The organism is Bradyrhizobium acaciae (genome assembly GCF_020889785.1).
Classification (GTDB): domain Bacteria; phylum Pseudomonadota; class Alphaproteobacteria; order Rhizobiales; family Xanthobacteraceae; genus Bradyrhizobium; species Bradyrhizobium acaciae.
The window spans coordinates 1-24,452 of record NZ_JACMYK010000057.1 but is presented as its reverse complement, the minus strand read 5'-3'; the positions used below and the strand labels follow the sequence as shown (position 1 = coordinate 24,452).

Genomic DNA, 24,452 nt, shown 5'->3' with positions numbered 1-24,452 from the left:
TCGGCGTGCGGCGCGATGGATTGCTTCGCTCCGCTCGCAATGACGAGGGAGGATAGACATGATCGACCACGTCTCCGTCGGTGTCCGCGACCTCGAACGCGCCGCGCGGTTCTACGAACCTACGCTGGCCGCGCTTGGCCTGACCCGTCTCATCACCCGGCCGGCAACGATCGGCTTCGGCAAGGCCTATCCCGAATTCTGGATCAATCTGCGTGCCGCGATGGCGCAGGTCCCGCATGAGAGCGGCAGCCATATCTGCCTGCGCGCCAAAACCACCGCCGAGGTCGATGCGTTCCATGCTGCCGCAGTGGCGTCCGGTGGCCTATCCGATGGCGTGCCCGGGCTGCGTCCGCACGATCGCGTGCGCTATTATGCAGCCTTCGTCCTCGACCCCGACGGCAATCGCATCGAGGCCGTGACGTTTCCGAGCGAGTGAGGCTGGTGAGGCCGACGGATATCTCAATCCGTCATCCTGAGGTGCGAGCTCTTGCGAGCCTCGAAGGATGGACGGCCACCAGCCGGGCCGCGCATGCTTCGAGACGGCCGCTGCGCGGCCTCCTCAGCATGACGGGATAGCTTAGCGCGCCCGAGCGATCAGAGCCGCCGCGCGACTTCGGGCGCGAGCTCCTTCGCGGCCGCCGGCTTGCCGGCCACCGCCGAACGCAGCCGCGGCAGGATGTCGTCGACGCGGTCGGCCATCAGCACGTTGATCGGCAGCGTCGGACGGATGAATTCGGTGGCGCGCATGTGGCTCAACAGCGAGAGCAGCGGCTCCCAGAAATTGTCGATGTTGGCGAGCAGGATCGGCTTGGAGTGACGGCCGAGCTGCTGCCAGGTCAATTGCTCGACCAGCTCCTCCAGCGTGCCGATGCCGCCGGGCAGCGCGACGAACGCATCCGAGCGCTCGAACATCAGGCGTTTGCGCTCATGCATATCGGGAGTGACGATCATCTCCTGAACCGAGGTCAGCGCATTCTCGCGCGCCCGCAGGAATTCAGGAATGATGCCGGTGACGGAGCCGCCATGATCAAGGGTGGATTTGGCGACCGCGCCCATCAAGCCGACCGAGCCGCCGCCATAGACCAGGCGCACGTTGTTGTCGGCAAACGCCTTGCCGAGTGCGATGGCAGCGTCAACGAAGCGGGGATTGTTACCGGGGCCGGAGCCGCAATAAACACAGACAGTCTTGATTTGGTTCATACGATCCTTGTGGCACTGCAGCGTAAACAGGGTCAAGACTAGCATATGGGGATTGAGAGCCAAAAAATCCCGCAAATTCCCGCGAATCGCGAACAATTTTCGTCATAAGCCTGTACGCCGCGTTCAAACGATCTATATGACGGGCACAATGGCAAATCGTGGACAAGATGTGGCAGCGCACCGGCGCGCCATGACGGCGAGAGCGGGCTCCTGATGGTGCCGCCGCAACAGACTGTGACCGGCGCCGCCGAGCCCGCGGCCGCGACCCCGGCCGCCGAGAAGGGGACGCTGCTCGGCACCCTCGTTCACCTCTGGCCCTATATCTGGCCGGGCGATCGCGCCGATCTGAAGATGCGCGTGATCTGGTCGGTGGTGCTGCTGCTGTTCGCCAAGCTCGCGACGCTGTCGGTGCCGTTCACCTTCAAATGGGCGATCGATGCGCTGAACGGCACCGGCTCGGCGCCGGTCGCAACCTCGAACTGGGTGGTCTGGCTGATCGCCTCGCCGGTGCTGATGACGATCAGCTACGGCGCGGTGCGCATCATCATGGCGGTGCTGACGCAGTGGCGCGACGGCATCTTCGCCCGCGTCGCCATGCACGCGGTGCGGCGGCTCGCCTACATCACCTTCGTGCACATGCACGAGCTGTCGCTGCGCTTCCATCTCGAGCGCAAGACCGGCGGCCTGACCCGCGTGCTGGAGCGCGGCCGCTCCGGGATCGAGACCATCGTGCGGATGGTGATCCTGCAACTGATTCCGACCATCGTCGAGGTCACGCTGCTGGCGGGCGTGCTGCTGTGGCAGTTCGACTGGCGCTACGTGCTGGCGGTACTGATCACCGTCGTCGTGTTCATGTACTACACCTACATCGCGACCGAGTGGCGGATCGAGATCCGCCGCAAGATGAACGATTCCGACACCGAGGCGAACACCAAAGCGATCGACTCGCTCCTCAACTACGAGACGGTGAAGTATTTCGGCGCCGAGGAGCGCGAGGCGCGGCGCTACGACCGCTCGATGGAGCGCTACGAGCAGGCCAGCGTGAAGACCTATACCTCGCTTGCGGTGCTCAACACCGGGCAGGCGATCATCTTCACCGCCGGCCTGACCGCGACCATGCTGATGTGCGCGTTCGGCATCCGCAACGGCACCCACACCATCGGCGATTTCGTGCTGATCAATTCGATGATGATCCAGCTCTACCAGCCGCTGAATTTCATGGGCATGGTCTATCGCGAGATCAAGCAGGCGATCATCGACATCGAGAAGATGTTCGACGTGCTGGCGCGCGATCCGGAGGTGAAGGATGTGCCGGGCGCCAAGCCGCTCGTGGTGTCCACCGGCAGCGTGCGCTTCGAGGACGTCCGCTTTGCCTATGAGGGTGACCGGCCGATCCTCAAAGGCCTGAGTTTTGAGGTGCCGGCCGGCAAGACGGTCGCGATCGTCGGCCCCTCCGGCGCCGGCAAGTCGACGATCTCGCGGCTGCTGTTCCGCCTCTACGACGTCTCGAGCGGCCGCATCCTGATCGACGGCCAGGACATCAAGACCGTGACGCAGGCCTCGCTGCGGTCGGCGATCGGCATGGTGCCGCAGGACACCGTGCTGTTCAACGACACCATCCGTTACAACATCCGCTATGGCCGCTGGGATGCCGGCGACGACGAGGTCGAGGAGGCGGCGCGGCTGGCGCAGATCGACGGCTTCATCCGGATGTCGCCGCAGGGCTACGAGACCCAGGTCGGCGAGCGCGGCTTGAAGCTCTCCGGCGGCGAGAAGCAGCGCGTCGCGATCGCGCGCACGGTGCTGAAGGCGCCGCCGATCCTGGTGCTGGACGAGGCGACCTCTGCGCTCGACAGCCACACCGAGCACGAGATCCAGGGCGCGCTGGAACGGGTGTCGCGCAACCGCACCTCGCTCGTCATCGCGCACCGGCTCTCGACCATCGTCGGCGCCGACGAGATCATCGTGCTGGACCAGGGTCGGATCGCCGAGCGCGGCACCCACGCCCGGCTCTTGGCCGCCGACGGCCTCTACGCCAGCATGTGGAACCGGCAGCGCGAGGCCGAGGAGGCCCGCGAACGCCTCGCCCAGGTCGATGACGACGGCGCGACACCGAATCGTCTGCCGCCCGCAGTCACTGAATCCTCGGAGGATTCTCCCCCGGTTGCGGGTCAGAAACCCTTGCCGACCGCCGCGGAATAGTCGATTTAGGGCCTCTCCCGCCAAACGGGGCGGGGAAACGCAAGCGAGTTCTGATGTCGATCGCCAATTCCATCCGCGCGCAGATCCCGCCGATCCACCCCGAGGGCTATCCCTTCATCGGCGGCTTCGCTCTGGCGAGCCTGATCCTGTTCTGGATCTGGACCCCGCTGGGCTGGATCGGGACGCTGCTCACGGTCTGGTGCGCGCTGTTCTTCCGCGATCCGGTGCGGGTGACGCCGCTGCGTGACGGCATCGTGGTGTCGCCGGCCGATGGTCGCGTCTCTATGGTCGTGCAGGCGCTGCCGCCGGCCGAACTCGGCCTCGGCGACAAGCCCCTGCCGCGGGTTTCGGTGTTCATGAGCGTGTTCAACTGCCACGTGAATCGCAGCCCGGTGGCCGGCCGCATCGACCGCATCGCCTATCGCCCCGGCGCCTTCATCAACGCCGAGCTCGACAAGGCGAGCGAGGACAATGAGCGTAATTCGCTGGTGATCTCGAGCTCGAACGGGCGCATCGGCGTGGTCCAGATCGCGGGCCTCGTGGCGCGCCGCATCGTCTGCTTCGTCAAGGAAGGGCAGTCGATCGGCGCCGGCGAGCGCTTCGGCCTGATCCGTTTCGGCTCGCGGCTCGACGTCTACCTGCCCGAGGGCACCAAGGCGCTGGTCTCCGAGGGCCAGACCGCGGTCGCCGGCGAAACGATCCTGGCGGATTTCCGCGGCGCCGATCCCGGCCGGACCTACCGGGCTGATTAACGCTGTTTCGCCGGTTCCCGCCGCAATGGCGAAGCAGGGCCATGCTTGCTATATTCTCAAGTCATGATGCCATCCGATCCCAATTCCCCCGAGTTTCGCCGCCGCCGGTTCCGCCCGATCCCGGTGCGGATGCTCGTGCCGAACATGATCACGCTGCTGGCGATCTGCGCCGGCCTCACCGCGATCCGGCTGTCGACGGAAGGGCGGATGGAGCTTGCGGTCGCCGCCATCGTGTTCGCCGCGATCCTCGACGGCATCGACGGCCGCGTCGCCCGCATGATCAAGGGCCAGTCGAAATTCGGCGCCGAGCTCGACAGCCTCGCCGACTTCGTCAATTTCGGCGTCGCGCCGGGCCTGATCCTGTATTTCTGGCAGCTGCATGAGTTGAACAATGGCGGCTGGATCGCCGCGATGGTGTTCGCGATCTCCGGCGGCCTGCGCCTGGCGCGCTTCAACGCCTCGATCGACGACCCGAACAAGCCGGCCTTCGCCGCCAATTATTTCACCGGCGTCCCGGCGCCGGCCGGCGCGATCACCGTGCTGCTGCCGATCTATCTCGCCTTCCTCGGCGTGCCGGCGCCGCCGGCGACCTTGACGGCGTTCTACACGCTGCTGATCGCCTTCCTGATGGTGTCGCGGCTGCCGGTGTTCTCCGGCAAGACCGTGAAGATGCGCGTGCCGCCGGAGATGGTGCTGCCGGTGTTCGTCTCGGTGGTGTTCTTCGTCGCGCTGCTGATCGGCTATCCCTGGCACATCCTGTCGGCGGGCTCGGTGCTGTATCTGATCAGCCTGCCGTGGGGCTGGAAGTCCTATCGCGACGAGGAACGCAGTCTCGCCGCGAAGACGCAGGACACAAGCGCGCCGCCGCCGGCCGCTGCGGCTCCCTACACAGCGCCGGTTACGGACGCGGACCACGACGATCGTCCAGCGCATCTGCACTGAGGCCCTGTGTCATCCGTCATCCCGAGGAGCGGCGAAGCCGCGTCTCGAAGGATGCACGGCCCGACCGTTGCCCGTCGACCCTTCGAGACGCGCGCAAGGGCGCGCTCCTCAGGGTGACGGTCATGCAGTTGCTTCATTCCCGCAAATATCAGCCATGAGCTTGCCTCGGTTGGGTTCGCCTGTGATCTCGGCTATAGGCTGGGACGCCTCGCGAACGCCAAAAATCAGGAGAGAAACGCCGTGACGACATCCGCCTCCGCCCCGCTGCCTGCATCCGTCCTTGAAGCGTTGGCGCGTTATGACACGCCGACGATCTGCAACGCGATGGAGATCGTGGCACCCGAGCGCCGTCTGATCGGCTACACCGTGAAGCCGTTGGTCTGCCCGTTCCCGAGCCTGCCGCCGATCGTCGGCTATGCGCGCACGGTCGCGATCCGCTCGGTGCTGAAATCCGGCCTCTCGGCCGAGGAGCAGTCGAAGCGCCGCATCGAGTATTACGAATATGTCGGCACCGGCTTCGGTCCGCGCATCTCTGTCATCCAGGACATCGACGGTCCCGACGTCGGCTACGGCGCGTTCTGGGGCGAGGTGCAGAGCGCCGTGCACAAGGCGCTCGGCTGCCTGGGCGTCATCACCGACGGCTCGATCCGCGATATCCCGCAATGGGCGCCGGGGTTCCAGGCGCTGGCGGGCTCGATCGGCCCGTCGCACGCCTGGGTGCACGCCGAAAGCTTCGGCGGCGAGGTTCGTGTCGCCGGCATGACGGTGCGCTCCGACGATCTGATCCACGCCGACAGCCACGGCGCGATCGTGATCCCCTACGAGATCGCGGCCAAGCTGCCCGAGGCCGCCGAGCTCTGCGGCCGCCGCGAGACCCCGATCCTGGACATCGCGCGCTCCAAGGACTTCTCGCTCGAGAAGCTGAAGGAAGCCCTGCAGCGTTCGGCGGAAATCCACTGAGGCACAGCCTACCGACGGTAGGCCGCCATTGCGAGGAGCTCGCGACAAAATTGCGTAGCAATTTTGCGCTGAAGCGACGAAGCAATCCATGTCTCCCCTTGTGGCGGGATGGATTGCTTCGCGGAGCCTGTCATCGGGCGCGCGTTCGCGCGACCCGTTGGCTCGCAATGACGCCGAATGGTTGGCCGGCGTCAGACCGGCGCGACCTTCGCGATCTCATGCGCGCCGCGAATGGTCATGTCGACGGCGACATAGAGGATCACGGCGAGGCCGACATAGGCGATCCAGCGGTGGTTCTGTAACAGCCGCGCGATGAAGGTGGCGGCCGCGCCCATCATCGCGATCGAGAGCGCCAGCCCGAACACCAGCACGATCGGCTGCTCGCGCGCCGCGCCTGCGACCGCCAGCACATTGTCGAGCGACATCGAGACGTCGGCAACGATGATCTGCGTCGTGGCCTGCCAGAGCGTCTTGCGCGGCACCTCCGCGCCGCCGGTGCCATCCACGGCCGTGGTCTCGTGCGCGGAGACGCGCAGCTCGCGCCACATCTTCCAGCACACCCACAGCAGCAGGATGCCGCCGGCCAGCAGCAGGCCGACGATCTGCATCAGTTGCGTGGTGAGCAGCGCGAACAGGATGCGCAGCAGCGTCGCGGCACCGATCCCGATCAGGATCGCCTTGCCGCGCTGCTGCGCCGGCAGGCCTGCCGCGGCAAGGCCGATCACGACCGCGTTGTCGCCGGCCAGCACGAGGTCGATGACGACGACTTGCAGCAAGGCGCTGAGGGCGTCGAGTGATAGCAGTTCGGACATGGATCATGTTCCCCTTGAGGTCGGGGAGTGGACCGTTCGACGAAGCAGGATTTGCCGTCATGCCGACGGCAAATCCGTCACGACGTTGTCACGTCGCGGGTCGAGGCAGGGCCACTCCAACTGAGTTCCAGTCCGACATCGCAGCTTATGGCTGCCAGAGGGGCCCGGCCTGGGATTACGGTCGTGACGCCGGACGCAGTGTTGCTTCTTCCTCGAAGAACAGCGCCGCCTGGTCCGGCTCGCCGAGGATCGCCGCCGCACATCCCATGAAGGTGAAGGCTCCGGCAAAATCCCACAGCGTCAGGTTCGCCACGCTTGCACGCATGTGGATCATGCGCGCCGCAAGCGCGGCAATGGCTGCCTCTGCGAATAACACCAGGCTGAGCGCGGGCAGCACGAGTGCGGGCTCAACCAGGCGAACGGTCAGGATGATCGGCAGCGCGGTCAGCACCGCGAATGGCAGGAGCATGCCGAACGGCTCCAGCGAGGGAGCCTTCCGCGAGTACCCGTCTGGAATGGTCGAGGACATTCCGGTCCTTTTGCCGATCCCCGCCGTGTCGTTCGTCGCGACGATATCAGAAGGCATTTGCGTTGGCGCGCGGCGCGGCGCCGCGCGACCGCAGGCCGCGCGACAGATTGTACGCCCGAAGGTCATGGCGGAGCGTCGCGGGCGGGCCATTTCGGCGCCGTTTTGGGGCTGATGGCGCCGCGGCATGCCATGGCAAAGTCCGCAGCGGGCATTTATCTTTGCTGGCAGCGCTGGGCGAACGATCGAAAGGCAATTTCGATGAACATGGCAGGCAAGACGGTGCTGATCACCGGTTCCACCGACGGCGTCGGTCGCTACGTGGCGATGAAGCTGGCGGCTGCCGGCGCCCGCGTCCTGATCCACGGCCGCGACACCAAGCGGGCGCAGGTCCTCGCCGACGAGATCAAGCGGGTCTCCGGCCGCGAGCCGATGTTCTACCAGGCCGACCTGTCCTCGCTCGCCGACGTCCGCGAGTTCGCCCAGCTCGTGCTCGACGACCAGGAGCGCCTCGATGTGCTTGTCTGCAACGCCGGCATCGGTTCGCAGAACGAGGGGCCGGCGCGGCAGACCAGCAAGGACGGCCATGAGCTGCGCTTCGCGGTGAATTATCTCGCCGGCTTCCTGCTCGTGCATCTGTTGCTGCCGCGGCTGAAGGCCAGTACGCCGGCGCGCATCGTCAATGTCGCTTCGCTCGGCCAGCACCCGATCGATTTCGGCGACGTGATGATCACCAAGAACTACAGCGGCGCGCGCGCCTATGCGCAGAGCAAGCTGTCGCAAATCATGTTTACGATAGACTTGGCCGAGGAGCTGCAAGGCTCCGGCGTGACCGTCAACTCGCTGCACCCGGCGACCTACATGAACACCACGATGGTGCGTGCCAGTGGCGCGACGCCGATCTCGACCGTCGAGCAGGGCGGCGATGCCATTCTGCGTCTGGTCCAGGACGATGATGTCGCTGACAGGAGCGGGCTGTTCTTTGACGGCAAGCGCGAGGCCCGCGCCCATGCGCAGGCCTATGATGCCGAGGCGCGCAGGCGGCTCAAGGCGTTGAGTTTGAAGCTTACGGGGTTATCGGATTTGTAGGGTGGGTTACGCCTTCCGGATTCGCTCGTTGAGCCACGGCGGACGTGGTCGGCTAACCCGCCCCGCGGTCCGGCGCTGCTATTGATCTTCCGCCAAGGCGCGCCATGCGCGCGCCTTGGCTGTTGTCTCCGCGACGAAAACATCCTTGCCGGTCCGATAGGCCTCGATGTTATCCTTTGAAGAGGTGGCGAGGGCGCGCTTGATGTCGGCATAGGCGCGGGCGACGTCGGGGTGCGCACGCAGGTAATCGCGAAATACCAGGCGGGCGTCCCATCGCGGATGCGACGGCTCCATCACATGCAGATGGTGGGTCCACGGACCCGGAGGCCCCTTGCGGAAGAACAACTCGTCGGGAATCCATGACGCATATTGCGGCATGTAGATATAGCCAAATGCCTCAAGCGGCTTGATGCAGCGTTGCCTGGCCTCTTCGAGACTGGGCACGCCAACCAGCAGGTCGATGATGGGCTTCGACGGCAGGCCTGGCACGGCCGTGCTGCCGATGTGCTCGACGGCCAGAGCGAACGCGCCGAGAGCTTGCTCGATCCGCGTCCGCTCCTGCGAGAACAATATGGGCCAATTTGGGTCATAGTCGGAGACAACGATCGACCCGGCGCCGTACTTCTCCACGTTCCATCCCCTGATTGCGTTCACAGAATATCACGCGGGGAACGGCCGACGAAGTCTCAACTCTGCCAGGAAGTGTTGCGGATGCGGACGCATGCATTCGGCTTCCGGAATGTCGGATCGCGATCTTCGATGTAGTCGAAATTGACGGTTCCGAACGTGGTCTGGGGCTTCTTCAAGGCCGAGCACGTCTGTATCTTGAGAAACTCGTTCTTGAAATCACCGCGCGGAAATGCGGCGATGACCTGCTGGCGTTGCTCCGGGGTATAGTCGTCGTATCCAACGCCTACGACATCGACCAAGACCCCCGCGTTGGTGAGCGCGATTTCCGGCCGCATGTATTGTGGAATCCCCGGGGTGGTGTGCAGGGCAATCGCCTCCCACACCAGATCGCTCTTCGCTTCCGCGATGCCGCGCGCCCGGAGAAATTCGCGCGCAGCATCGGCGCCGTCGACTTCAAAGCGCTTGGTCTCGGTGTGATAGTGATCGACAAGGCCGAGATCGTGAAACAGTGCCGCGACGTAGAGCAGCTCGGAATCGAATTTCACCTTCTGGCGGATTCCCTTCATCGCACCGAACACATAGACGCGAACCGAATGGTTGAACAGCAGCTCGTTTTCATATTGGCGCACGAGCTCGGCTGCCTCGCGCGCCAGCTTGCTGTCGGGAATCTTGATGCCGGAAATCTCGGTCATTTGTTGGCTCCCTTTCTCCATGCTGTCGACCTTCATCACGCTGCCATCTCGATCGCGGCCTGCGGCGTATTCCGGAAGCTGATCGCCATGCGATTGTAGGCATTCATCAGGCCGATCGCGATGGTAAGGTCGACGAGCTCGCGTTCATCGAAGACGGCGCGGGCGGCCTCGTAAGCTTGGTCCGGCACGCCGGTATCGGCGACGCGGGTTACCGTTTCCGCCCATGCGAGGGCAGCGCGTTCGCGCTCGTCGAAGAGATCGCCGGCTTCTGCCCACGCTTGCAGCAGTGCCAGCTTTTCGACGCTCACCCCGCCCTTGAGCAGGTCGCGGGTGTGCATGTCGAGGCAATAGGCGCAGTTATTGATCTGCGAGATGCGCAAGTAGACGAGGGTGACCATCGTGGTGGGTAGGCTGCTTTGCAAGACATAGCCGTAGACTCCGCCCAGGGCTTTAACGCCCGCCGGCGCAATACGGTTGTAATCGAGACGCATGCTCATGACGGGCTCCTTAACGATCGTTTTGTTTGACGGGAGTGGTCAGTTCCTTGTCGTCGGTGTCGACGACGAACACGGCGAGCAGCTTTGCCGGCGTGGTCTTGCTGGCGTTGCGGCTGACGGGGTGGCGGGAACCCGGCGTCTCGTAGAAGCTTTCGCCGGTGCGGTAGACCCGAGTCGGTCCGTCATTGACCTGCGATTCAATTTCGCCAGACAGCACGTAGCCGAAGATGAAAGCCGACTTGGCGTGGATGTGCGACGGCGACGCTCCGCCCGGCGCATAATCGACGACGACGGCGATCAGCGACTTGCCGGGAATATTGGTGATCGCCTGCTGGAAGGTCGGGGTGACCGTCTGACCCGTCTCATGAGCAGGGGCAGGTGTTGCCGCGGCGATGGCGAGCGCAGCGCAGGCGGCGAGGATGGATGGCATCTGCATGGTCGGTGCTCTCCTTTGCTTCCATAGGTGCCTTCGCCTTGGTTCATATAAAAGCACCAAGAACAGGCAAAAATCGTGTACTAAGGCCCATGACCGGACCGTTGCGACTGGAACTGGATCGATCTGCGAAGACGCCGCTCGCGGAGCAGATTCGCAGAGGTATCGGGGCCGCTATCGAGACCGGCGTGCTCGCCCCCGGCGCACGTCTGCCCTCCTGGCAGGACCTCGCGGCTCAGCTCGGCGTTGCGCGAGGCACCGTGCGCGCGGCCTATGAAATGCTTTCCTCTGCGCAGCTGATCGTCGCTTCACGCGCGCGGGGAACGCATGTCGCGGATCGGCCTTCCTTCGCCGCCGTGCAGGAAGAGGCTCCCGATCCCGGCTCCTTCATGGAGACGTATCAGGAGCTCATCGCGGGGCCGGCCACTTTCCAGATGGGCGTACCCGCGCAGGCGACGTTTCCGGCCAAGCTGTTCTCGAGGCTGCACACGCAGGCGGTTCGCGCAGGTATGAGCGCGCCGGCCCTCTACCCGGATCCGCGCGGCGAATTGGAGTTGCGGCGCGAGATCGCGGCGTATCTTGCGCTGGCGCGAGGGATCGCGTGCACGGCCTCGCAGGTTTTCATCACAGGAGGCTTCAGCGGCGGCCTTGGACTGACGCTTCATGTCCTCGGCCTCGAACAGAAGAAAGTCTGGATGGAGGAGCCGGGCTTTCCTTTTACCCGGCACGGTCTTGAGCTCGCGCGGATGTCGATCGCGCCGATCCCGGTCGATGCTGACGGCATCGACGTCGGTTACGGTCTGGAACACGCGCCTGATGCCGCGCTGGCGGTAGTAACTCCCGGACAGCAGGCACCGCTCGGCTTCACACTCTCGCTGGCAAGACGCGCGCGTCTGCTCGATTGGGCCGCTCAGGAGCGAGTCTGGGTGATCGAGGATGACTATCTGAGCGAGCTTCAGTTGAAGGGCCGTGCCACGCCGGCGCTCGCCTCGCTCGATCGTGCCGGGCGCGTCATTCACATCGGATCGTTCAGTAAAACCCTGACGCCGGCCTTGCGGTTGGGCTTTGTCGTCGCACCGCCCTCCCTGATGCCCCGGTTTGCCGAGATCGCCGCGTGTCTCGCCCCGGCGCCAGCGCCCCCGGTGCAGCTCGCGACCGCCGAATTCATCCGCGATGGCCACCATCTGCGGCATCTTCGCCGCACGAAGCGGGTCTATGCGGCGCAGGGTGAAGCGTTGCTCAAATGCCTGCGTGCCCGTGCCAAAGACGTGACCATCGGTGGATTGGCCGCGATCCTGCGACTGCCGGACGGAACGTCCGACCTCTCGATCGCAAGGGAGCTGGCATCATTCGGCTTGGCGCCTACGCCTCTGTCGCTCTGGTATGCGTCGAGCGCTTCAGCGCGATCCGGCCTGATGCTCGGCATCGCCACGTCCCCGCAAAAGAGGATCGAGGCTTCCTGTGACCGGCTCTTCAACATCATCGACCGGCTCGCGGGACACGTGCCTGCATAGGCCGGGGTGCCGCAACGCAGGCCAAGCTCAAATATCCCGTTTGGCCTCGACTGCCTTCGCGAATTGCGGGAATGTCTCGGCGACAACAGGTCCGTCCAGCCGCCACGAATAGCAGCCGCCGACGAAGAACGGCGGCTCGGTGGCGTCACGCTGGTGATCGAGCGCGCCGCGGCCCTGCGGGTCCTTGCCCGAGGTCGCGGTCTGGAACAGGGTCGTCACCGCAGGACCCAAGAGCTCGGCGAGATGGGTGCAGGTCTCCAGTCTGCCGATCTTGCGACGGATCAGCTCGCGCCAGCCCTTGCCGATACGTTCGCCGACCAGCCGCTGCAGGATGCCTTCGACGTCGAGGCAGGACGGGTAGGGCGTCGAGGCCATCGTGGTGCCGGTCTCGCGGATCGTGAAGCTGTCGTCGACCGCAAGCCGCAGGCGGATGTCGTGCACGGGGTCCTCGGGTTGCTGCAGGCCGCGATGCTTGTCCTGCCGCGCATAGGGTTTTGTGTCGACCAGCCGCGCCTCGACCTCCCACAGCCCGTCGTCACGGAGATAACCGAGACATTCGACGGAGCGGCGGTGCATCAGGCGACGGGACTTGCCGTCGGCGTTGGTATCAGGTGCGGACATCGGAACTCGCTGGATTGAATCTCGAACCGATCCAATCGGCCGCATGCGGCGATGTCAACGGCCGCTGGTGAAGCAGCGTCATGAGGCATCGTCATTCCGGGATGGTCCGAAGGACCAGACCCGGAATCTCGAGATTCCGGGTTCGGCCCTGCGGACCGCCCCGGAATGACGGAGCATCAGCTCACCCGCCGCTCGCGGTTCTCCCAATACGGCTTGCGCAGCTCGCGCTTCAGGATCTTGCCGGCGCCGGACAGCGGCAGCGGGGTCGCGGTGACGTCGACGCTGCGCGGACATTTGTAGCCGGCGATCAGCGCCTTGCAGTGCTCGATCAGCTCTTCCGGCGTGGTGCTGGCGCCGTTCTTCATCACCACCACGGCGTGGACCTGCTCGCCCCAGCGCTCGCTCGGGATGCCGATCACGGCGCATTGCGCCACGGACGGGTGCTGGGCGAGGGCGTTCTCGACCTCGGCCGAATAGACGTTCTCACCGCCGGAGATGATCATGTCCTTGACGCGGTCGACGACGTAGACGAAGCCGTCCGCGTCCATGTAGCCGCCGTCGCCGGTGTGCATCCAGCCGTCGATCACCGCGCGTGCGGTTTCCTCCGGCCGCTCCCAGTAGCCCATCATCACCATATCGCCGCGCACCGCGATCTCGCCGACGGTACCTGATGGCACCACCTGATCCAGGGCGTCGACGATCTTCACCTCGGCGCCCAGCGTGGCACGGCCGGCGCCGCGATGCCGGCCCTTGGCGCGCCCGTCGCCGATATGTTCCTTCCAGTGCAGCAGCGTCGCGATCGGCGACAGCTCGGTCATGCCGTAGGCTTGCGTGAACTCGACGTGCGGCAGTGCCTTCATGGCGCGCATCAGCACGGCATCGCTGATCACGGAGGCGCCGTAGGCGATCCGTTTCAACGACGACAGGTCGTAATTGCCGAGCGTCGGATGATCGACGAACATCTGGATCATGGTCGGCACCAGCAGCACGTCGGTGATGCCCTCCTTCTGCACCGCGGCCGCAACGCCGTCCGGCGTGAAGCCCTGGACCACGACGTTGGAGCCGCCCGACAGCAGCACCGAATACATCGCCGCGCCATTGGCGAGGTGGAACATCGGCGCAGCGTGCAGGTAGATCGTGCTGCTCGGCCACAGGCCTTCGCCGAGCGCGTTCAGCGCATTGGCCATCAGATTGCCGTGGCTCAGCATCACGCCCTTGGAGCGGCCGGTGGTGCCGCCGGTGTAGAAGATGCCAGCGAGATCGTCGCGGGTGCGCATCGCATCGGGAATGGGTTCGCTGCGGGCGATCAGCGTCTCGTAATTCTCCATGCCGGCGGGCGTCTCACCCTCGTCGGCATAGACCAGCTTCAGGCCGGGGATCGCGCCAGCCAAAGTCGCGCCGACCGCCGCAAACGCCTTGTCGACGAACAGGATCGTTGCGCGGCAGTCACGCAGCGCATCCTCGTTCTCGATCGGAGACCAGCGGATGTTGAGCGGCACGATCACGGCGCCGGCCCAGCCGACTGCGAGGTAGAGTTCGAGGTAACGGTCGGAGTTCAGCGACAGGATCGCGACGCGGTCGCCATTCTCAGCGCCGAGCGCGCGGATCGCGGAGGCGAGGCGGGCGACACGCTCGCCGACCTCGCGCCAATTGCGCCGCCGCTCACCGCAGACGACTGCGAGCCCGTTTGGATTGACCTGCAGCGCCCGCCGCAGTCCGTGTGTGATGTTCACTCGTCTCCTCCCTTGTTGCGTTTCCCTTGCGAGGCGGTTTGTCCACCTTCTCTGCAGCCGGTGCGGCGGCTGCTTTGCGCGCTGTTGTCTTGCGCGTTGATGTCGCTTGCGTTGTTGTTTTGGCGATGCCTTCGGTGAGGCGGATCGCGAATTCCTCGGCGACGGCGCGTCCGCTCAACTCGCCGCCGGGTTGGAACCAGTGTCCGATCCAGTTCAGCGAGCCCGCAATCGCAAACGCCGCGAGCTTCGGATCGCAGGCTTGCACCGAACCGTCTTCGACGCCTGCGGCAATATAGTCGCGGAAGGCGCGGTCGATCCGCCGCTTGGCGGTCTGCACGATCTTACGGTTGTGCTCGCTGAGATCGCGGATGTCGAAGCGGACCAGGCTTTTGCCGTAGTCCGCGGTCATCAGCTCGGCATAGCGGACGATCAGCTTGCGCAGCTTGTCGAGCCCCGAGCCGCCGCCGGCCGAGGTCTCGGCGATGCAGTCGTCGACCAGCTCATTGCCGATCGACCAGCATTCGTAGAGGATCTCGTCCTTGCCGCGGAAGTAATTGTAGAGCGCCGGCTTGGTGATGTTGAGCCGCTTGGCGACCTCGTTCAGCGTGGCGCCGTGATAGCCCTGTTCGAGGAACAGGGCTACGGCCGTGCGCAGCACCGCCTCGCGCTTCTCGTCGCGGGCGCGGCGCCGGCTCTCGAAGGGCAGCCAGGGTGACTCATTGTTGGAAGAGGGGATGCGGGCGTCCATCGCGTGGCTGTTGTCGCATTGACTCCGGAAGGTCGCCCGTATATTACCCGTGGGTAATAAATAGTCCAGTGGGTAATTTCCGGGAGGACACGCGATGACGTCACGCACCTATGTTGCCGGGGTCGGCATGATCCCGTTCGTCAAGCCGGGCGCCAACGCGCCGTACCATGTGATGGGCGCCGAGGCCGCCAGGCTCGCGCTCGCCGACGCCGGCCTCGACTACGGCAAGGTCCAGCAGGCCTATGTCGGCTACGTCTATGGCGACTCCACATGCGGGCAGCGCGCGCTCTATCCGGTCGGCATGACCGGCATCCCGATCGTCAACGTCAACAACAACTGCTCGACCGGCTCGACCGCGCTGTTCCTGGCGCGGCAGGCGATCGAGTCGGGCGCGGCCGATTGCGTGATGGCGCTCGGCTTCGAGCAGATGAAGCCCGGCGCGCTCGGCGCCGTGTTCACCGACCGTCCGAGCGCGTTCGACGATTTCGATGCCGCGGCCGACAGACTGGTCGACGCGCCCGGCGTGCCGTTGGCGCTGCGCTATTTCGGCGGCGCGGGCTTGAGCCACATGAAGAAATACGGCACGCCGCTCTCCGCGTTCGCAAAGGTGCGCGCCAAGGCGAGCCGCCACGCCAAGAACAATCCGCTGGCGCTGTTCCGCAAGGAGGTCACGGCCGACGACGTGATGAACGACCAGGTGATCTGGCCCGGCGTGATGACGCGGTTGATGGCGTGCCCGCCGACCTGCGGCGGCGCCGCCGCGATCCTGGTTTCGGAGAAGTTCGCCGACCAGCATGGCCTGAACAAGAGCGTCCGCATCGCGGCGCAGGCGATGACGACCGACACGCCGTCGACCTTCGGTGCATCAGACATGATGCAGGTGGTCGGTTACGACATGGCGCGCGATGCCGCGGGCAAGGTCTATGAAGCCGCCGGCATCGGGCCCGGGGATCTCGACGTCGTCGAGCTGCACGACTGCTTCGCGCACAACGAGCTGATCACTTATGAGGGGCTCGGCCTGTGCGGCCAGGGCGAGGCCGCGAAATTCATCGACGACGGCGACAATACCTATGGCGGGAGGATCGTCACCAATCCCTCGGGCGGGCTGCTGTCGAAGGGCCATCCGCTCGGTGCCACCGGCCTTGCGCAGTGCTACGAGCTGACGCGGCAGTTGCGCGGCACCGCCGCGGCGACCCAGGTCGAGGGCGCGCGGCTTGGGCTGCAGCACAATCTCGGCCTCGGCGGCGCCTGCGTCGTGACGCTCTACGAACGCGCCTGAGGCCGCCCATGGTCGATCAATCCGCCGTCGGGCGTGAATTCACGCCCGTGACCGCGCGCGTCGAGCCGGGGCGCCTGCGCTTCTTCCTCGACACGCTCGGCGAGACCAATCCCGTCTACCGCGACGGGTCAGCGGCGCCGGTGCCGCCGACCTATCTGTTCTGCCTCGAGATGATGGACGCGCCCGATCCGTTCGAGTTCCTGACCGCGCTCGGCATCGATCTCGCCCGCGTGCTGCATGGCGAGCAGCGCTTCGACTATCACGCCCCCGTCGTGGTCGGCGACACCCTGACGTTCCGCCCGCGCGTCACCGGCGTGACCGACAAGAAGGGCGGGGCGATGACGCTGATCGTCGTCGATACCCCCGTCACCAACCAGAACGGCGTCCACGTCGCCGACGTCTCGCGCACCATCGTGGTGCGCAATGCGAGGCCATCATGAGCAGCGCACCCGCAGTCGGCGACCGCATCGTCCACAAGGAGTTTCCGCCGATCACCCGGCATCGCCTGGCGCTGTATTGCGGCGCCTCCGGCGATCACAATCCGATCCACGTCGACATCGACTTCGCGAAGGCGGCCGGCTTCCCCGACGTGTTCGCGCACGGCATGCTGGTCATGGGCTATCTCGGCCAGGCGCTGACGGACGCGGTGACGCCGTCGCGCATCCGCTCGTTCTCGACCCGCTTTGCCGCGATCACCCAGCTCGGCGCGGCGCTGACCTGCGAGGGCACGGTGACCGAGCTGATCGAGCAGGGCGGCGAGAAGCGCGCCAGGCTTGCGCTGACCACCAAGGACCAGAACGGCGAGATCAAGCTCGCCGGCGAAGCGATCATCGCGCTCTAGGGAGAAGGTCTCGCCGCGAAGGATCGTGTGCTCCCTCGCCCCGCTCTTGCGGGGAGAGGGGTGGGGTGAGGGGCTGCCTCCGCGAGTTCTCAGAGCGGTCGGACATGTACCCCCTCACCCGGAACGCATCGGGCGATGCGTTCCGACCTCTCCCCGCAAGCGGGGCGAGGTGAAGGGAAGGCAACGAGACAAGTTTTACAGGGAGGATTGAATGTCGAAACTGCAAGGCAAAGTCGCGCTCGTCTCCGGATCGGGCCGCGGTATCGGGCGCGCGATTGCGTTGAAGCTCGCGGGCGAAGGCGCGCGCGTCGTGGTCAATGACCTCGATGCCGAGCCGGGCAACGCGGTCGTTGCCGAAATCAAGGCCATGGGCAGCGAGGCGATCGCGGTCAATGGCAGCGTGACGGAAGCAGGCTTTGCCGACCGCTTCGTCGGCGCCGCCATCGAGCAGTTCGGCGGGCTCGACATCATCGTCAACAATGCCGGCTACACCTGGGACTCGACGATCCAGAAGATGTCGGACGAACAGTTCCAGGCGATGCTCGACGTCCATCTGGTCGCCCCGTTCCGCATCCTGCGCGCGGCATCGGAACCGATCCGGGTGATGGCGAAGCAGGAGGCCGAGGCCGGCCGCGAGGTGTTCCGCAAGGTCGTCAACATCTCCTCGATCGCGGGCCTCTACGGCAATGCCGGGCAGGCGAGCTACTCATCGGCGAAGGCGTCGCTGATCGGGCTGACGCGCACGATGTGCAAGGAGTGGGGCCGCTACAAGGTCAACGTCAACTGCGTCGCGTTCGGCCTGATCAACACCCGCCTGACCCAGCCGATCGAGAGCCAGCAGAAGACCATCGACGTCGCTGGCCGCGACATCAAGGTCGGCGTCCAGCCGCAGATGCTGGAGGCGATGGGCCGCATGATCCCGCTCGGCCGCGGCGGCACGCCGGAGGAGGCGGCGGACGCGGTCTATCTGTTCTGCGCTCCGGAATCGAACTACATCAGTGGTCAGGTGATCGTCGCCGGCGGCGGTCTGCTGATTTAGCACGAGGAGCACATGCATTACCGATCGTCCTGGATGACCGAGGAACTGGACACCTTCCGTGACCAGTTCCGCAAATTCCTCGCCAAGGACCTGGCGCCGCATGCCGAAAAATGGCGCGCGCAGAAGCTGGTCGACCGCTCCGCCTGGCGTGCGCTCGGCGAGATGGGCGCGCTGCTGCCGAGCGTGCCCGAGGCCTATGGCGGCCTCGGCTCAACCTTCGCCTACGACGCGGCCGTGCTCGATGACCTCGAGAGTACGGTGCCGGAGCTGACCACCGGCGTTTCCGTGCACAGCGCGATCGTCGCGCATTACATCGTCAATTACGGCTCGGAGGAGCAGAAGAAGCGCTGGCTGCCGAAGATGGCGTCCGGCGAAATGGTCGGTGCCATCGCGATGACCGAACCCGGCACCGGCTCCGATCTGCAAGCCGTCAAGACCACCGCCAAGAAGCAGGGCAATTCCTACGTCATCAACGGCCAGAAGACCTTCATCACCAACGGCCAGGCCGCCGATCTCGTCATCGTGGTGGCGCGCACCGGCGCACCCGGCGCCAAGGGCATCTCATTGATCGTGGTTGAAACCGCCGATGCCGAGGGCTACCGGCGCGGGCGCAACCTCGACAAGATCGGCCTGCATGCCTCCGACACGTCGGAACTGTTCTTCGACAATGTCACGGTGCCGCCGGAAAATCTGCTCGGCAATGAGGAGGGCAGCGGCTTCGTGCAGCTGATGCAGCAACTGCCGCAGGAGCGGCTGTCGCTTGCGATCGGCGCGGTCGCCTCGATGGAGCGTGCGGTCAAGATCACCGCTGACTACACCAAGCAGCGCACGGCCTTCGGCAAGCCGCTGATCGAATTCCAGAACACCGCGTTCACGCTCGCCGAACGCAAGACCGAGGCGATGATCGCCCGCGTGTTCGTCGACTGGTGCGTCGAGCGCCTGGTCGCCGGCGATCTCGACACGGTGACGGCGTCGATGGCGAAATGGTGGTGCTCGCAGAAGCAGGTCGAGACCGCCGACGAATGCCTGCAACTGCACGGCGGCTACGGCTACATGCAGGAATATCCGATCTCGCGGATGTTCATCGATTCCCGCATCCAGAAGATCTATGGCGGCACCAACGAGATCATGAAGGTCCTGATCGCGCGCTCGCTGTAGGCAAGCGCGCGACCCCGGCGGCCTACATCGCGCGGACGTTCTTGAGGAACTTCTCGACCTGGACTTCCAGCTCCGAAGCGTTGCTGGCGAGCTCTCCGGAGGCCGACAGCACGCTCTCGGCGGCCTTGCTGGCATCGTCGATGGCCTTGGTCGTGCCGTTGATGTTTGCGGTCACCTCCTTGGTTGCCGCGGCCTGTTCCTCGACGGCGCTGGCGATCACGGTCGAGATCTCGCTGATCTGGACGATGACCTGCGAGATCGCCTTCAGCGCGGTGGCGGTGTTGCCGGTCGCGGTCTGCATCTCGTTGATCTGCGCCGAAATGTCTTCCGTGGCCTTGGCGGTCTGGTTGGCCAGCGCCTTCACCTCGGATGCGACGACGGCGAAGCCGCGGCCGGCCTCGCCGGCACGTGCGGACTCGATCGTTGCGTTGAGCGCGAGCAGGTTGGTCTGGCCGGCGATCTGGCTGATCAGGGCGACGACGTCGCCGATCTTCTGCGCCATGGTCACGAGGCCTGCGACCAGCTTGTCGGATTTCTCGGCTTCCTCGACCGCCATGCGGGCGATGCGGCTCGCCTCGGTCACCTGGCGGCTGATTTCGTTGACCGAGGAGGAGAGCTCCTCGGACGCGGACGCCGCGCTTGCCGAGCGTTGGTTGACGAATTCGGCGGTTGTCGTCAGCGATCTTGCGGTGCCCTGCATTTGCGTCGAGGCTGACGCCAGCATGCCAGCAAGGCCCTTCACGTCCTTCTCGAAATCGTCCGCCAGCTTCACATTGCCGGTCACGACCGACCAGCTCAGCATCGCGCCGGTATAGTTGCCGCGTTTGTCGGTCAGCCCGGAGACCCTGAGGTCGAGCGTTTCCGGGCCGAGCTTGATCTTGGCCGCATGCGGCAGGTTCTTGGGATCGCCGACGATGCGGCGCTGATGCGCCGGGTTCTTATGAAAGATGTCGAACGAGTTGCCGAGGATCTTGTCGGGCGCTACCGGAAGCAGATGCTTCACGATGTCGAGCGTCTTGAGGCTGGTCTGGTTGATGTAGGTGATGTTGAAATCGGTATCGCACATCATGATGTTGATCGGCATGTTGTCGAGCATCTGCAACAGCCGCTCGGTCTGGGTTTCAAGCCGCGCCTTCTCGGTCGCGAGCTCCCAGGTCAGCATCGGCCCCGAGTAGCGGCCGCGCGAATTGGTCATCGCCGTCACGGTGAGATCGAGCGTCTCGCCGCCGATGGTGATGCGCGCCTTGTGCGGCAGGTTCTTCGGATCGGACAGCAGCCGGCGCTGATGCTGCGGATTCTTGTGAAAGATATCGATCGACTGCCCGATCAGTGCATCGACCTTCACCGGCAGCACATGCTCGATCTTCTTCAGGTTCTGCCGTGTCGACTCGTTGATGTAGGTGATCCTGAAATTGTCCAACTCGCAGAGCATGACACTGATCGGCATATCGTCGAACAGCCGGTACGAATGATCGGAGCCGATCACGCTTGCGACGCTCTTCATCCCCAACATGCATTGCCTCCAGCATTGATATCAATTTGGTGAACTGAAAACGTTGCACCTGATCGGCAGCAGAACGCCGTCCGCCGCCGGACGGCGGGCAGGTGCGACACACGATTTACAATTTCTGACTGCTTGGAACCGTAGGCGATTCGAGTTCCGTCCAGAAGTGCATGCAGTGTGCCTTGCGCGATCGCGCAAGATGCAATGTGCGATGAGTGCGGTCGAAATCGACGTGCAAGACGATGATTTGCCGTGAAACCGACGCGATCCGCTGCAAAAGGCATGAAGCGATCAATCGCTGCACCGTAGTCTTACGGGCGCGCACGCGCGCTGCAAATGATTGTTGTCGTGCATATAGCGACGAAGTGTATGCAGATTGTGCCACGCGATCGTCACGCGCGCCGCAACACGCTTGACGTCGATCGTCACGCGCGATGGTCGCGCGGCTTTGGAGTTGTGGAAGTGGCTTGCTGATCATCTCACGCGCATGCGCGCTACCCGTCGCAGTCGGCGCGTCGCGACGAGCGCGAGGCTGCTCCATATCGTCAGCGCGTCGTTGGAGTATTCACGAACGAAGCACGCATAGGTAGCGCGGTCGCGTCGCGATCCCCGGTCAGGCCAGCTGACCTCCGTCGGGACGTCTCATCCGCGAGCCGGCGGCGAGATCGGCGGACGACGACTGGCTTGCTAGGGTCGCTTCGTTCCTGCGGGGATCGTCCGCTCTGCGGAAATCGATGACGAAACAACGTTGCCCATTGCCTACCGCATGGCTTGACGCAGCTTCGCCTTCGAGACGCGGCTTCGGCCTTGCACCATATTTCCGTCTATCATACCCCCGTGGGACCACGATCCGCGCGAGGCCAAGGCGCGCGCCAGTAGCCGTAGGGAGTCCTCATGACCAAAAGCAACGCCCGCACCGGAGGCCAAATCCTGATCGACCAGCTGGTCGCGCAGGGAGTGGAGCGCGTCACCTGCGTGCCGGGCGAGAGCTATCTGGCGGCGCTCGATGCCCTGCATGACAGCCCGATCGATGTGGTGATCTGCCGCGCCGAGGGCGGTGCGGCGATGATGGCGGAGGCCTATGGCAAGCTCACCGGGCGGCCCGGCATCTGCTTCGTCACCCGCGGCCCTGGCTCGACCAACGCGGCTCATGGTGTGCACATCGCTATGCAGGATTCCACTCCGATGATCCTGTTCGTCGGCCAGGTCGACACCGGCATGCGCGAGCGCGAGGCGTTCCAGGAGCTCGACTACAAGGCGGTGTTCGGCACCATGGCGAAATGGGCGGTCGAAATCGATCGCCCCGACCGCATTCCGGAGCTGGTCGCGCGCGCGTTTCGCGTCGCGCTGCAGGGCCGCCCCGGTCCGGTCGTGATCTCGCTGCCGGAGAACATGCTGACCGAAACCGCGGCGGTCGCCGACGCGCCGAAGGTCGAGCCTGCGGCCAGCTGGCCGGCGCCGTCGGATCTGGAGCGCCTCGGCACCATGCTGGCATCCGCCAAGGCGCCGCTGGTGGTGCTCGGTGGTTCGGCCTGGACCGCCGAGGCGGCCAGGGGCATCGCGCGCTTTGCCGAGCGTTTCGACCTGCCGGTCGCGACCTCGTTCCGTCGCGCCTCGCTGTTCGACGCCGACCATTCGCATTATGCCGGCGACCTCGGCATCGGCCCGAGCCCCAAACTGAAGGATCGCTTCACCGGCGCCGACGTCATTCTGTTGATCGGCGGCCGCATGTCCGAGATGCCGTCCTCGTCCTACACGCTGCTCGACATCCCGACACCGAGCCAGCAGCTGATCCATGTCCATCCCGGCTCCGAAGAGCTCGGCCGCGTCTACCAGCCGGCGCTCGCGATCCAGGCGACGCCCACCGCCTTCGCCGCCGCGGTCGAGACCATGAAGCCCGCATCCGCTCCCGCCTGGAAGGGCGAGGCGGCCAAGGCGCACGCGGATTATCTTGCCTGGACCGACAAGCCGCGCGAGCTGCCGGGCAGCTTCCAATACGGCGAGGTCGTGACCTGGCTGCGCGATCGGCTGCCGAAGGATGCGATCGTCTGCAACGGCGCCGGCAATTACGCCGGATGGATTCATCGCCACCATCGCTTCCATGCTTTCGCCGCCCAGCTTGCGCCGACCTCGGGCTCGATGGGCTACGGCGTGCCCGCGGCCGTGATGGCCAAGCGGCATCATCCCGATCGCGTCGTCGTCGCGTTCGCCGGCGACGGCTGCTTCCTGATGAACGGGCAGGAGTTCGCCACCGCCGTGCAGTATGACGCGCCGCTGATCGTCGTCGTCATCGACAACGCGCAATACGGCACCATCCGCATGCACCAGGAGCGCGATTATCCCGGCCGCGTCGTCGGCACGCAGCTCAAGAACCCGGACTTCGCGCTCTACGCCAAGGCGTTCGGCGGCCATGGCGAGCGGGTCGAGCGCACCGAAGATTTCGCGCCGGCCTTCGAGCGCGCGCTGGCCTCCGGCAAGCCGGCGATCCTGCATTGCCTGGTCGATCAGCGCGCGCTGTCGGTCGGCAAGGATTTTGTGCCCGAGGCATGATCCGGAAAGGTGTGAAGCGGTTTTCCGAGGAGATCATGCCCAATCAAAAGGCGAAGCGCTGATGACCGGAACGGGCCGTCACGTCGCGATCATCGGTGCCGGTGCGGTCGGCGTGATCAGCGCCATCGAGGCGCTGCGCGAGGGCCATCGCGTCACGCTGATCGATCCGGGCGAGCCCGGTGGCACCCAGGCCGCGAGCTACGGCAATGCCGGTTGGCTGTCGTCGCATTCGGTGATCCCGCCGGCTGAACCCGGCACCTGGAAGAAGGTGCCAGGCTATCTGATGGATCCGCTCGGGCCGCTTTCGATCCGCTGGTCGTATCTGCCGAAGGCCCTGCCTTGGTTGGTCAAATACCTGCTGTCGAGCTGGACCGAGCAGCAGGTCGAGGCCACCGCGCGGGCAATGCGCGATCTGTTGAAGGACGCGCCGCTGCTGCACCGGCAGCTCGCCGAGGAAGCCGGCGTGGCTGAACTGATCGAGCGGCGCGGGGTGATGCACGTGTTTCCCTCGCGCGCGCCGTTCGACCGCGACCTCGGTTGGCGCATCCGCAAGCGCGTCGGTATCGAATGGCTCGAGCTCGACGAAGACGAGATGCGCCAGCGCGAGCCTGACCTGCATCCGCGCTACAAGTTCGGCGTCGTGGTCGAGGAGGCCGGTCGCTGCCGCGATCCCGGCGCCTATGTCGCGGCGCTCGCCGCGCACGCCGTCGCCAACGGCGCGAAGCGCGTC

General features: G+C 65.2%; 26 protein-coding genes. 15 read left to right on the top strand and 11 right to left on the bottom strand.

All coding sequences use genetic code 11. The features are described 5' to 3' along the window. The first annotated feature begins 58 nt into the window (after positions 1-58). Positions 59-436: a VOC family protein gene (locus tag H8A92_RS21615; RefSeq protein WP_229197612.1), complete on the top strand. Its 378-nt coding sequence runs from the start codon at positions 59-61 to the stop codon at positions 434-436. A 158-nt stretch (positions 437-594) separates the two neighbouring features. Here H8A92_RS21615 and H8A92_RS21610 read toward each other — a convergent pair whose 3' ends face one another. Next, complete coding sequence (locus H8A92_RS21610; protein ID WP_229197611.1) at positions 595-1,200, bottom strand: LOG family protein; 606 nt, start codon at positions 1,198-1,200, stop codon at positions 595-597. Between the two features lie 213 nt (positions 1,201-1,413). Between H8A92_RS21610 and H8A92_RS21605 the strand changes: the two genes are divergently transcribed. The 4 genes from H8A92_RS21605 (at position 1,414) to H8A92_RS21590 (ending at position 6,056) form a co-directional block, all read left to right on the top strand. After that, on the top strand, positions 1,414-3,402 hold the full coding sequence (locus H8A92_RS21605; protein ID WP_229197610.1) for an ABCB family ABC transporter ATP-binding protein/permease: 1,989 nt from the start codon (positions 1,414-1,416) through the stop codon (positions 3,400-3,402). A gap of 53 nt (positions 3,403-3,455) precedes the next feature. Next, positions 3,456-4,154: a phosphatidylserine decarboxylase gene (locus tag H8A92_RS21600; RefSeq protein ID WP_021081990.1), complete on the top strand. Its 699-nt coding sequence runs from the start codon at positions 3,456-3,458 to the stop codon at positions 4,152-4,154. A 66-nt stretch (positions 4,155-4,220) separates the two neighbouring features. Beyond that, positions 4,221-5,096, top strand: coding sequence for a CDP-diacylglycerol--serine O-phosphatidyltransferase (pssA, locus tag H8A92_RS21595; protein WP_229197609.1), 876 nt, complete (start codon positions 4,221-4,223; stop codon positions 5,094-5,096). Between the two features lie 240 nt (positions 5,097-5,336). After that, on the top strand, positions 5,337-6,056 hold the full coding sequence (locus H8A92_RS21590) for an RraA family protein (RefSeq protein WP_229197608.1): 720 nt from the start codon (positions 5,337-5,339) through the stop codon (positions 6,054-6,056). A 191-nt stretch (positions 6,057-6,247) separates the two neighbouring features. Here the strand turns inward: H8A92_RS21590 and H8A92_RS21585 are convergent, their stop codons facing one another. Both H8A92_RS21585 and H8A92_RS21580 read right to left on the bottom strand, forming a co-directional pair. Next, a complete protein-coding gene (locus H8A92_RS21585; RefSeq protein ID WP_163161368.1) occupies positions 6,248-6,868 on the bottom strand; it encodes a TerC family protein in 621 nt (206 codons plus the stop codon). A 175-nt stretch (positions 6,869-7,043) separates the two neighbouring features. Continuing rightward, positions 7,044-7,337 (bottom strand): hypothetical protein, encoded by a 294-nt coding sequence (locus H8A92_RS21580; RefSeq protein WP_229197607.1) that lies wholly within the window; start codon positions 7,335-7,337, stop codon positions 7,044-7,046. Here H8A92_RS21580 and H8A92_RS21575 point away from each other — a divergent pair. Together H8A92_RS21575 and H8A92_RS21570 are read left to right on the top strand one after the other, a co-directional pair. Continuing rightward, a complete protein-coding gene (locus tag H8A92_RS21575; protein WP_229197606.1) occupies positions 7,336-7,569 on the top strand; it encodes a hypothetical protein in 234 nt (77 codons plus the stop codon). The two genes, H8A92_RS21580 and H8A92_RS21575, sit on opposite strands and share 2 nt — an antisense overlap. An 86-nt stretch (positions 7,570-7,655) precedes the next feature. Continuing rightward, positions 7,656-8,483 carry an SDR family NAD(P)-dependent oxidoreductase gene (locus H8A92_RS21570; protein WP_229197605.1) on the top strand — a complete coding sequence of 276 codons (828 nt, stop codon included), beginning with the start codon at positions 7,656-7,658 and terminating at the stop codon, positions 8,481-8,483. A gap of 78 nt (positions 8,484-8,561) precedes the next feature. Here the strand turns inward: H8A92_RS21570 and H8A92_RS21565 are convergent, their stop codons facing one another. The 4 genes from H8A92_RS21565 to H8A92_RS21550 are packed head-to-tail and all read right to left on the bottom strand — an operon-like array spanning position 8,562 to position 10,738. Beyond that, positions 8,562-9,113 (bottom strand): GrpB family protein, encoded by a 552-nt coding sequence (locus tag H8A92_RS21565; protein ID WP_229197604.1) that lies wholly within the window; start codon positions 9,111-9,113, stop codon positions 8,562-8,564. A 56-nt stretch (positions 9,114-9,169) separates the two neighbouring features. Then, on the bottom strand, positions 9,170-9,805 hold the full coding sequence (locus H8A92_RS21560; protein WP_229197603.1) for an HD domain-containing protein: 636 nt from the start codon (positions 9,803-9,805) through the stop codon (positions 9,170-9,172). A gap of 35 nt (positions 9,806-9,840) precedes the next feature. Next, on the bottom strand, positions 9,841-10,302 hold the full coding sequence (locus tag H8A92_RS21555) for a carboxymuconolactone decarboxylase family protein (RefSeq protein WP_229197602.1): 462 nt from the start codon (positions 10,300-10,302) through the stop codon (positions 9,841-9,843). 10 nt (positions 10,303-10,312) lie between these two features. Continuing rightward, entirely contained in the window at positions 10,313-10,738 is a 426-nt protein-coding gene (locus tag H8A92_RS21550; RefSeq protein WP_229197601.1) for a cupin domain-containing protein, read from the bottom strand. 89 nt (positions 10,739-10,827) lie between these two features. Here H8A92_RS21550 and pdxR point away from each other — a divergent pair, with 89 nt between their 5' ends. Next, positions 10,828-12,249 carry a MocR-like pyridoxine biosynthesis transcription factor PdxR gene (gene pdxR, locus H8A92_RS21545; protein ID WP_229197600.1) on the top strand — a complete coding sequence of 474 codons (1,422 nt, stop codon included), beginning with the start codon at positions 10,828-10,830 and terminating at the stop codon, positions 12,247-12,249. A gap of 27 nt (positions 12,250-12,276) precedes the next feature. On the opposite strand, the gene H8A92_RS21540 is transcribed toward pdxR, so the two are convergent. From H8A92_RS21540 to H8A92_RS21530, 3 genes are all read right to left on the bottom strand, one after another. Next, positions 12,277-12,870, bottom strand: a complete 594-nt coding sequence (locus H8A92_RS21540; RefSeq protein WP_229197599.1) for a DUF2889 domain-containing protein — start codon at positions 12,868-12,870, stop codon at positions 12,277-12,279. 176 nt (positions 12,871-13,046) lie between these two features. Continuing rightward, positions 13,047-14,603 carry an acyl-CoA synthetase gene (locus H8A92_RS21535; protein ID WP_229197598.1) on the bottom strand — a complete coding sequence of 519 codons (1,557 nt, stop codon included), beginning with the start codon at positions 14,601-14,603 and terminating at the stop codon, positions 13,047-13,049. Then, positions 14,533-15,351: a TetR/AcrR family transcriptional regulator gene (locus H8A92_RS21530; protein WP_229197597.1), complete on the bottom strand. Its 819-nt coding sequence runs from the start codon at positions 15,349-15,351 to the stop codon at positions 14,533-14,535. The genes H8A92_RS21535 and H8A92_RS21530 overlap by 71 nt, the downstream gene beginning before the upstream one ends. 94 nt (positions 15,352-15,445) lie before the next feature. Here H8A92_RS21530 and H8A92_RS21525 point away from each other — a divergent pair, with 94 nt between their 5' ends. The 5 genes from H8A92_RS21525 to H8A92_RS21505 all read left to right on the top strand — a co-directional run bounded on the left by H8A92_RS21525 (position 15,446) and on the right by H8A92_RS21505 (position 19,668). Continuing rightward, positions 15,446-16,630, top strand: coding sequence for a lipid-transfer protein (locus tag H8A92_RS21525; RefSeq protein WP_229197596.1), 1,185 nt, complete (start codon positions 15,446-15,448; stop codon positions 16,628-16,630). A gap of 8 nt (positions 16,631-16,638) precedes the next feature. Next, on the top strand, positions 16,639-17,070 hold the full coding sequence (locus H8A92_RS21520; RefSeq protein WP_229197595.1) for a MaoC family dehydratase N-terminal domain-containing protein: 432 nt from the start codon (positions 16,639-16,641) through the stop codon (positions 17,068-17,070). After that, entirely contained in the window at positions 17,067-17,471 is a 405-nt protein-coding gene (locus H8A92_RS21515; protein WP_229197594.1) for a MaoC family dehydratase, read from the top strand. Before H8A92_RS21520 ends, H8A92_RS21515 begins: the two co-directional genes overlap by 4 nt. Before the next feature lie 211 nt (positions 17,472-17,682). After that, positions 17,683-18,510, top strand: coding sequence for an SDR family NAD(P)-dependent oxidoreductase (locus H8A92_RS21510; RefSeq protein WP_229197593.1), 828 nt, complete (start codon positions 17,683-17,685; stop codon positions 18,508-18,510). 12 nt (positions 18,511-18,522) lie between these two features. Further along, a complete protein-coding gene (locus H8A92_RS21505; protein ID WP_229197592.1) occupies positions 18,523-19,668 on the top strand; it encodes an acyl-CoA dehydrogenase family protein in 1,146 nt (381 codons plus the stop codon). Between the two features lie 22 nt (positions 19,669-19,690). Here the strand turns inward: H8A92_RS21505 and H8A92_RS21500 are convergent, their stop codons facing one another. After that, a complete protein-coding gene (locus H8A92_RS21500) occupies positions 19,691-21,181 on the bottom strand; it encodes a methyl-accepting chemotaxis protein (RefSeq protein WP_229197591.1) in 1,491 nt (496 codons plus the stop codon). An 885-nt stretch (positions 21,182-22,066) separates the two neighbouring features. Here H8A92_RS21500 and H8A92_RS21495 point away from each other — a divergent pair. Further along, entirely contained in the window at positions 22,067-23,722 is a 1,656-nt protein-coding gene (locus H8A92_RS21495; protein ID WP_229197590.1) for a thiamine pyrophosphate-binding protein, read from the top strand. A gap of 61 nt (positions 23,723-23,783) precedes the next feature. Then, the coding region (locus tag H8A92_RS21490; protein ID WP_229197589.1) for an NAD(P)/FAD-dependent oxidoreductase at positions 23,784-24,452 on the top strand (669 nt) is incomplete at its 3' end.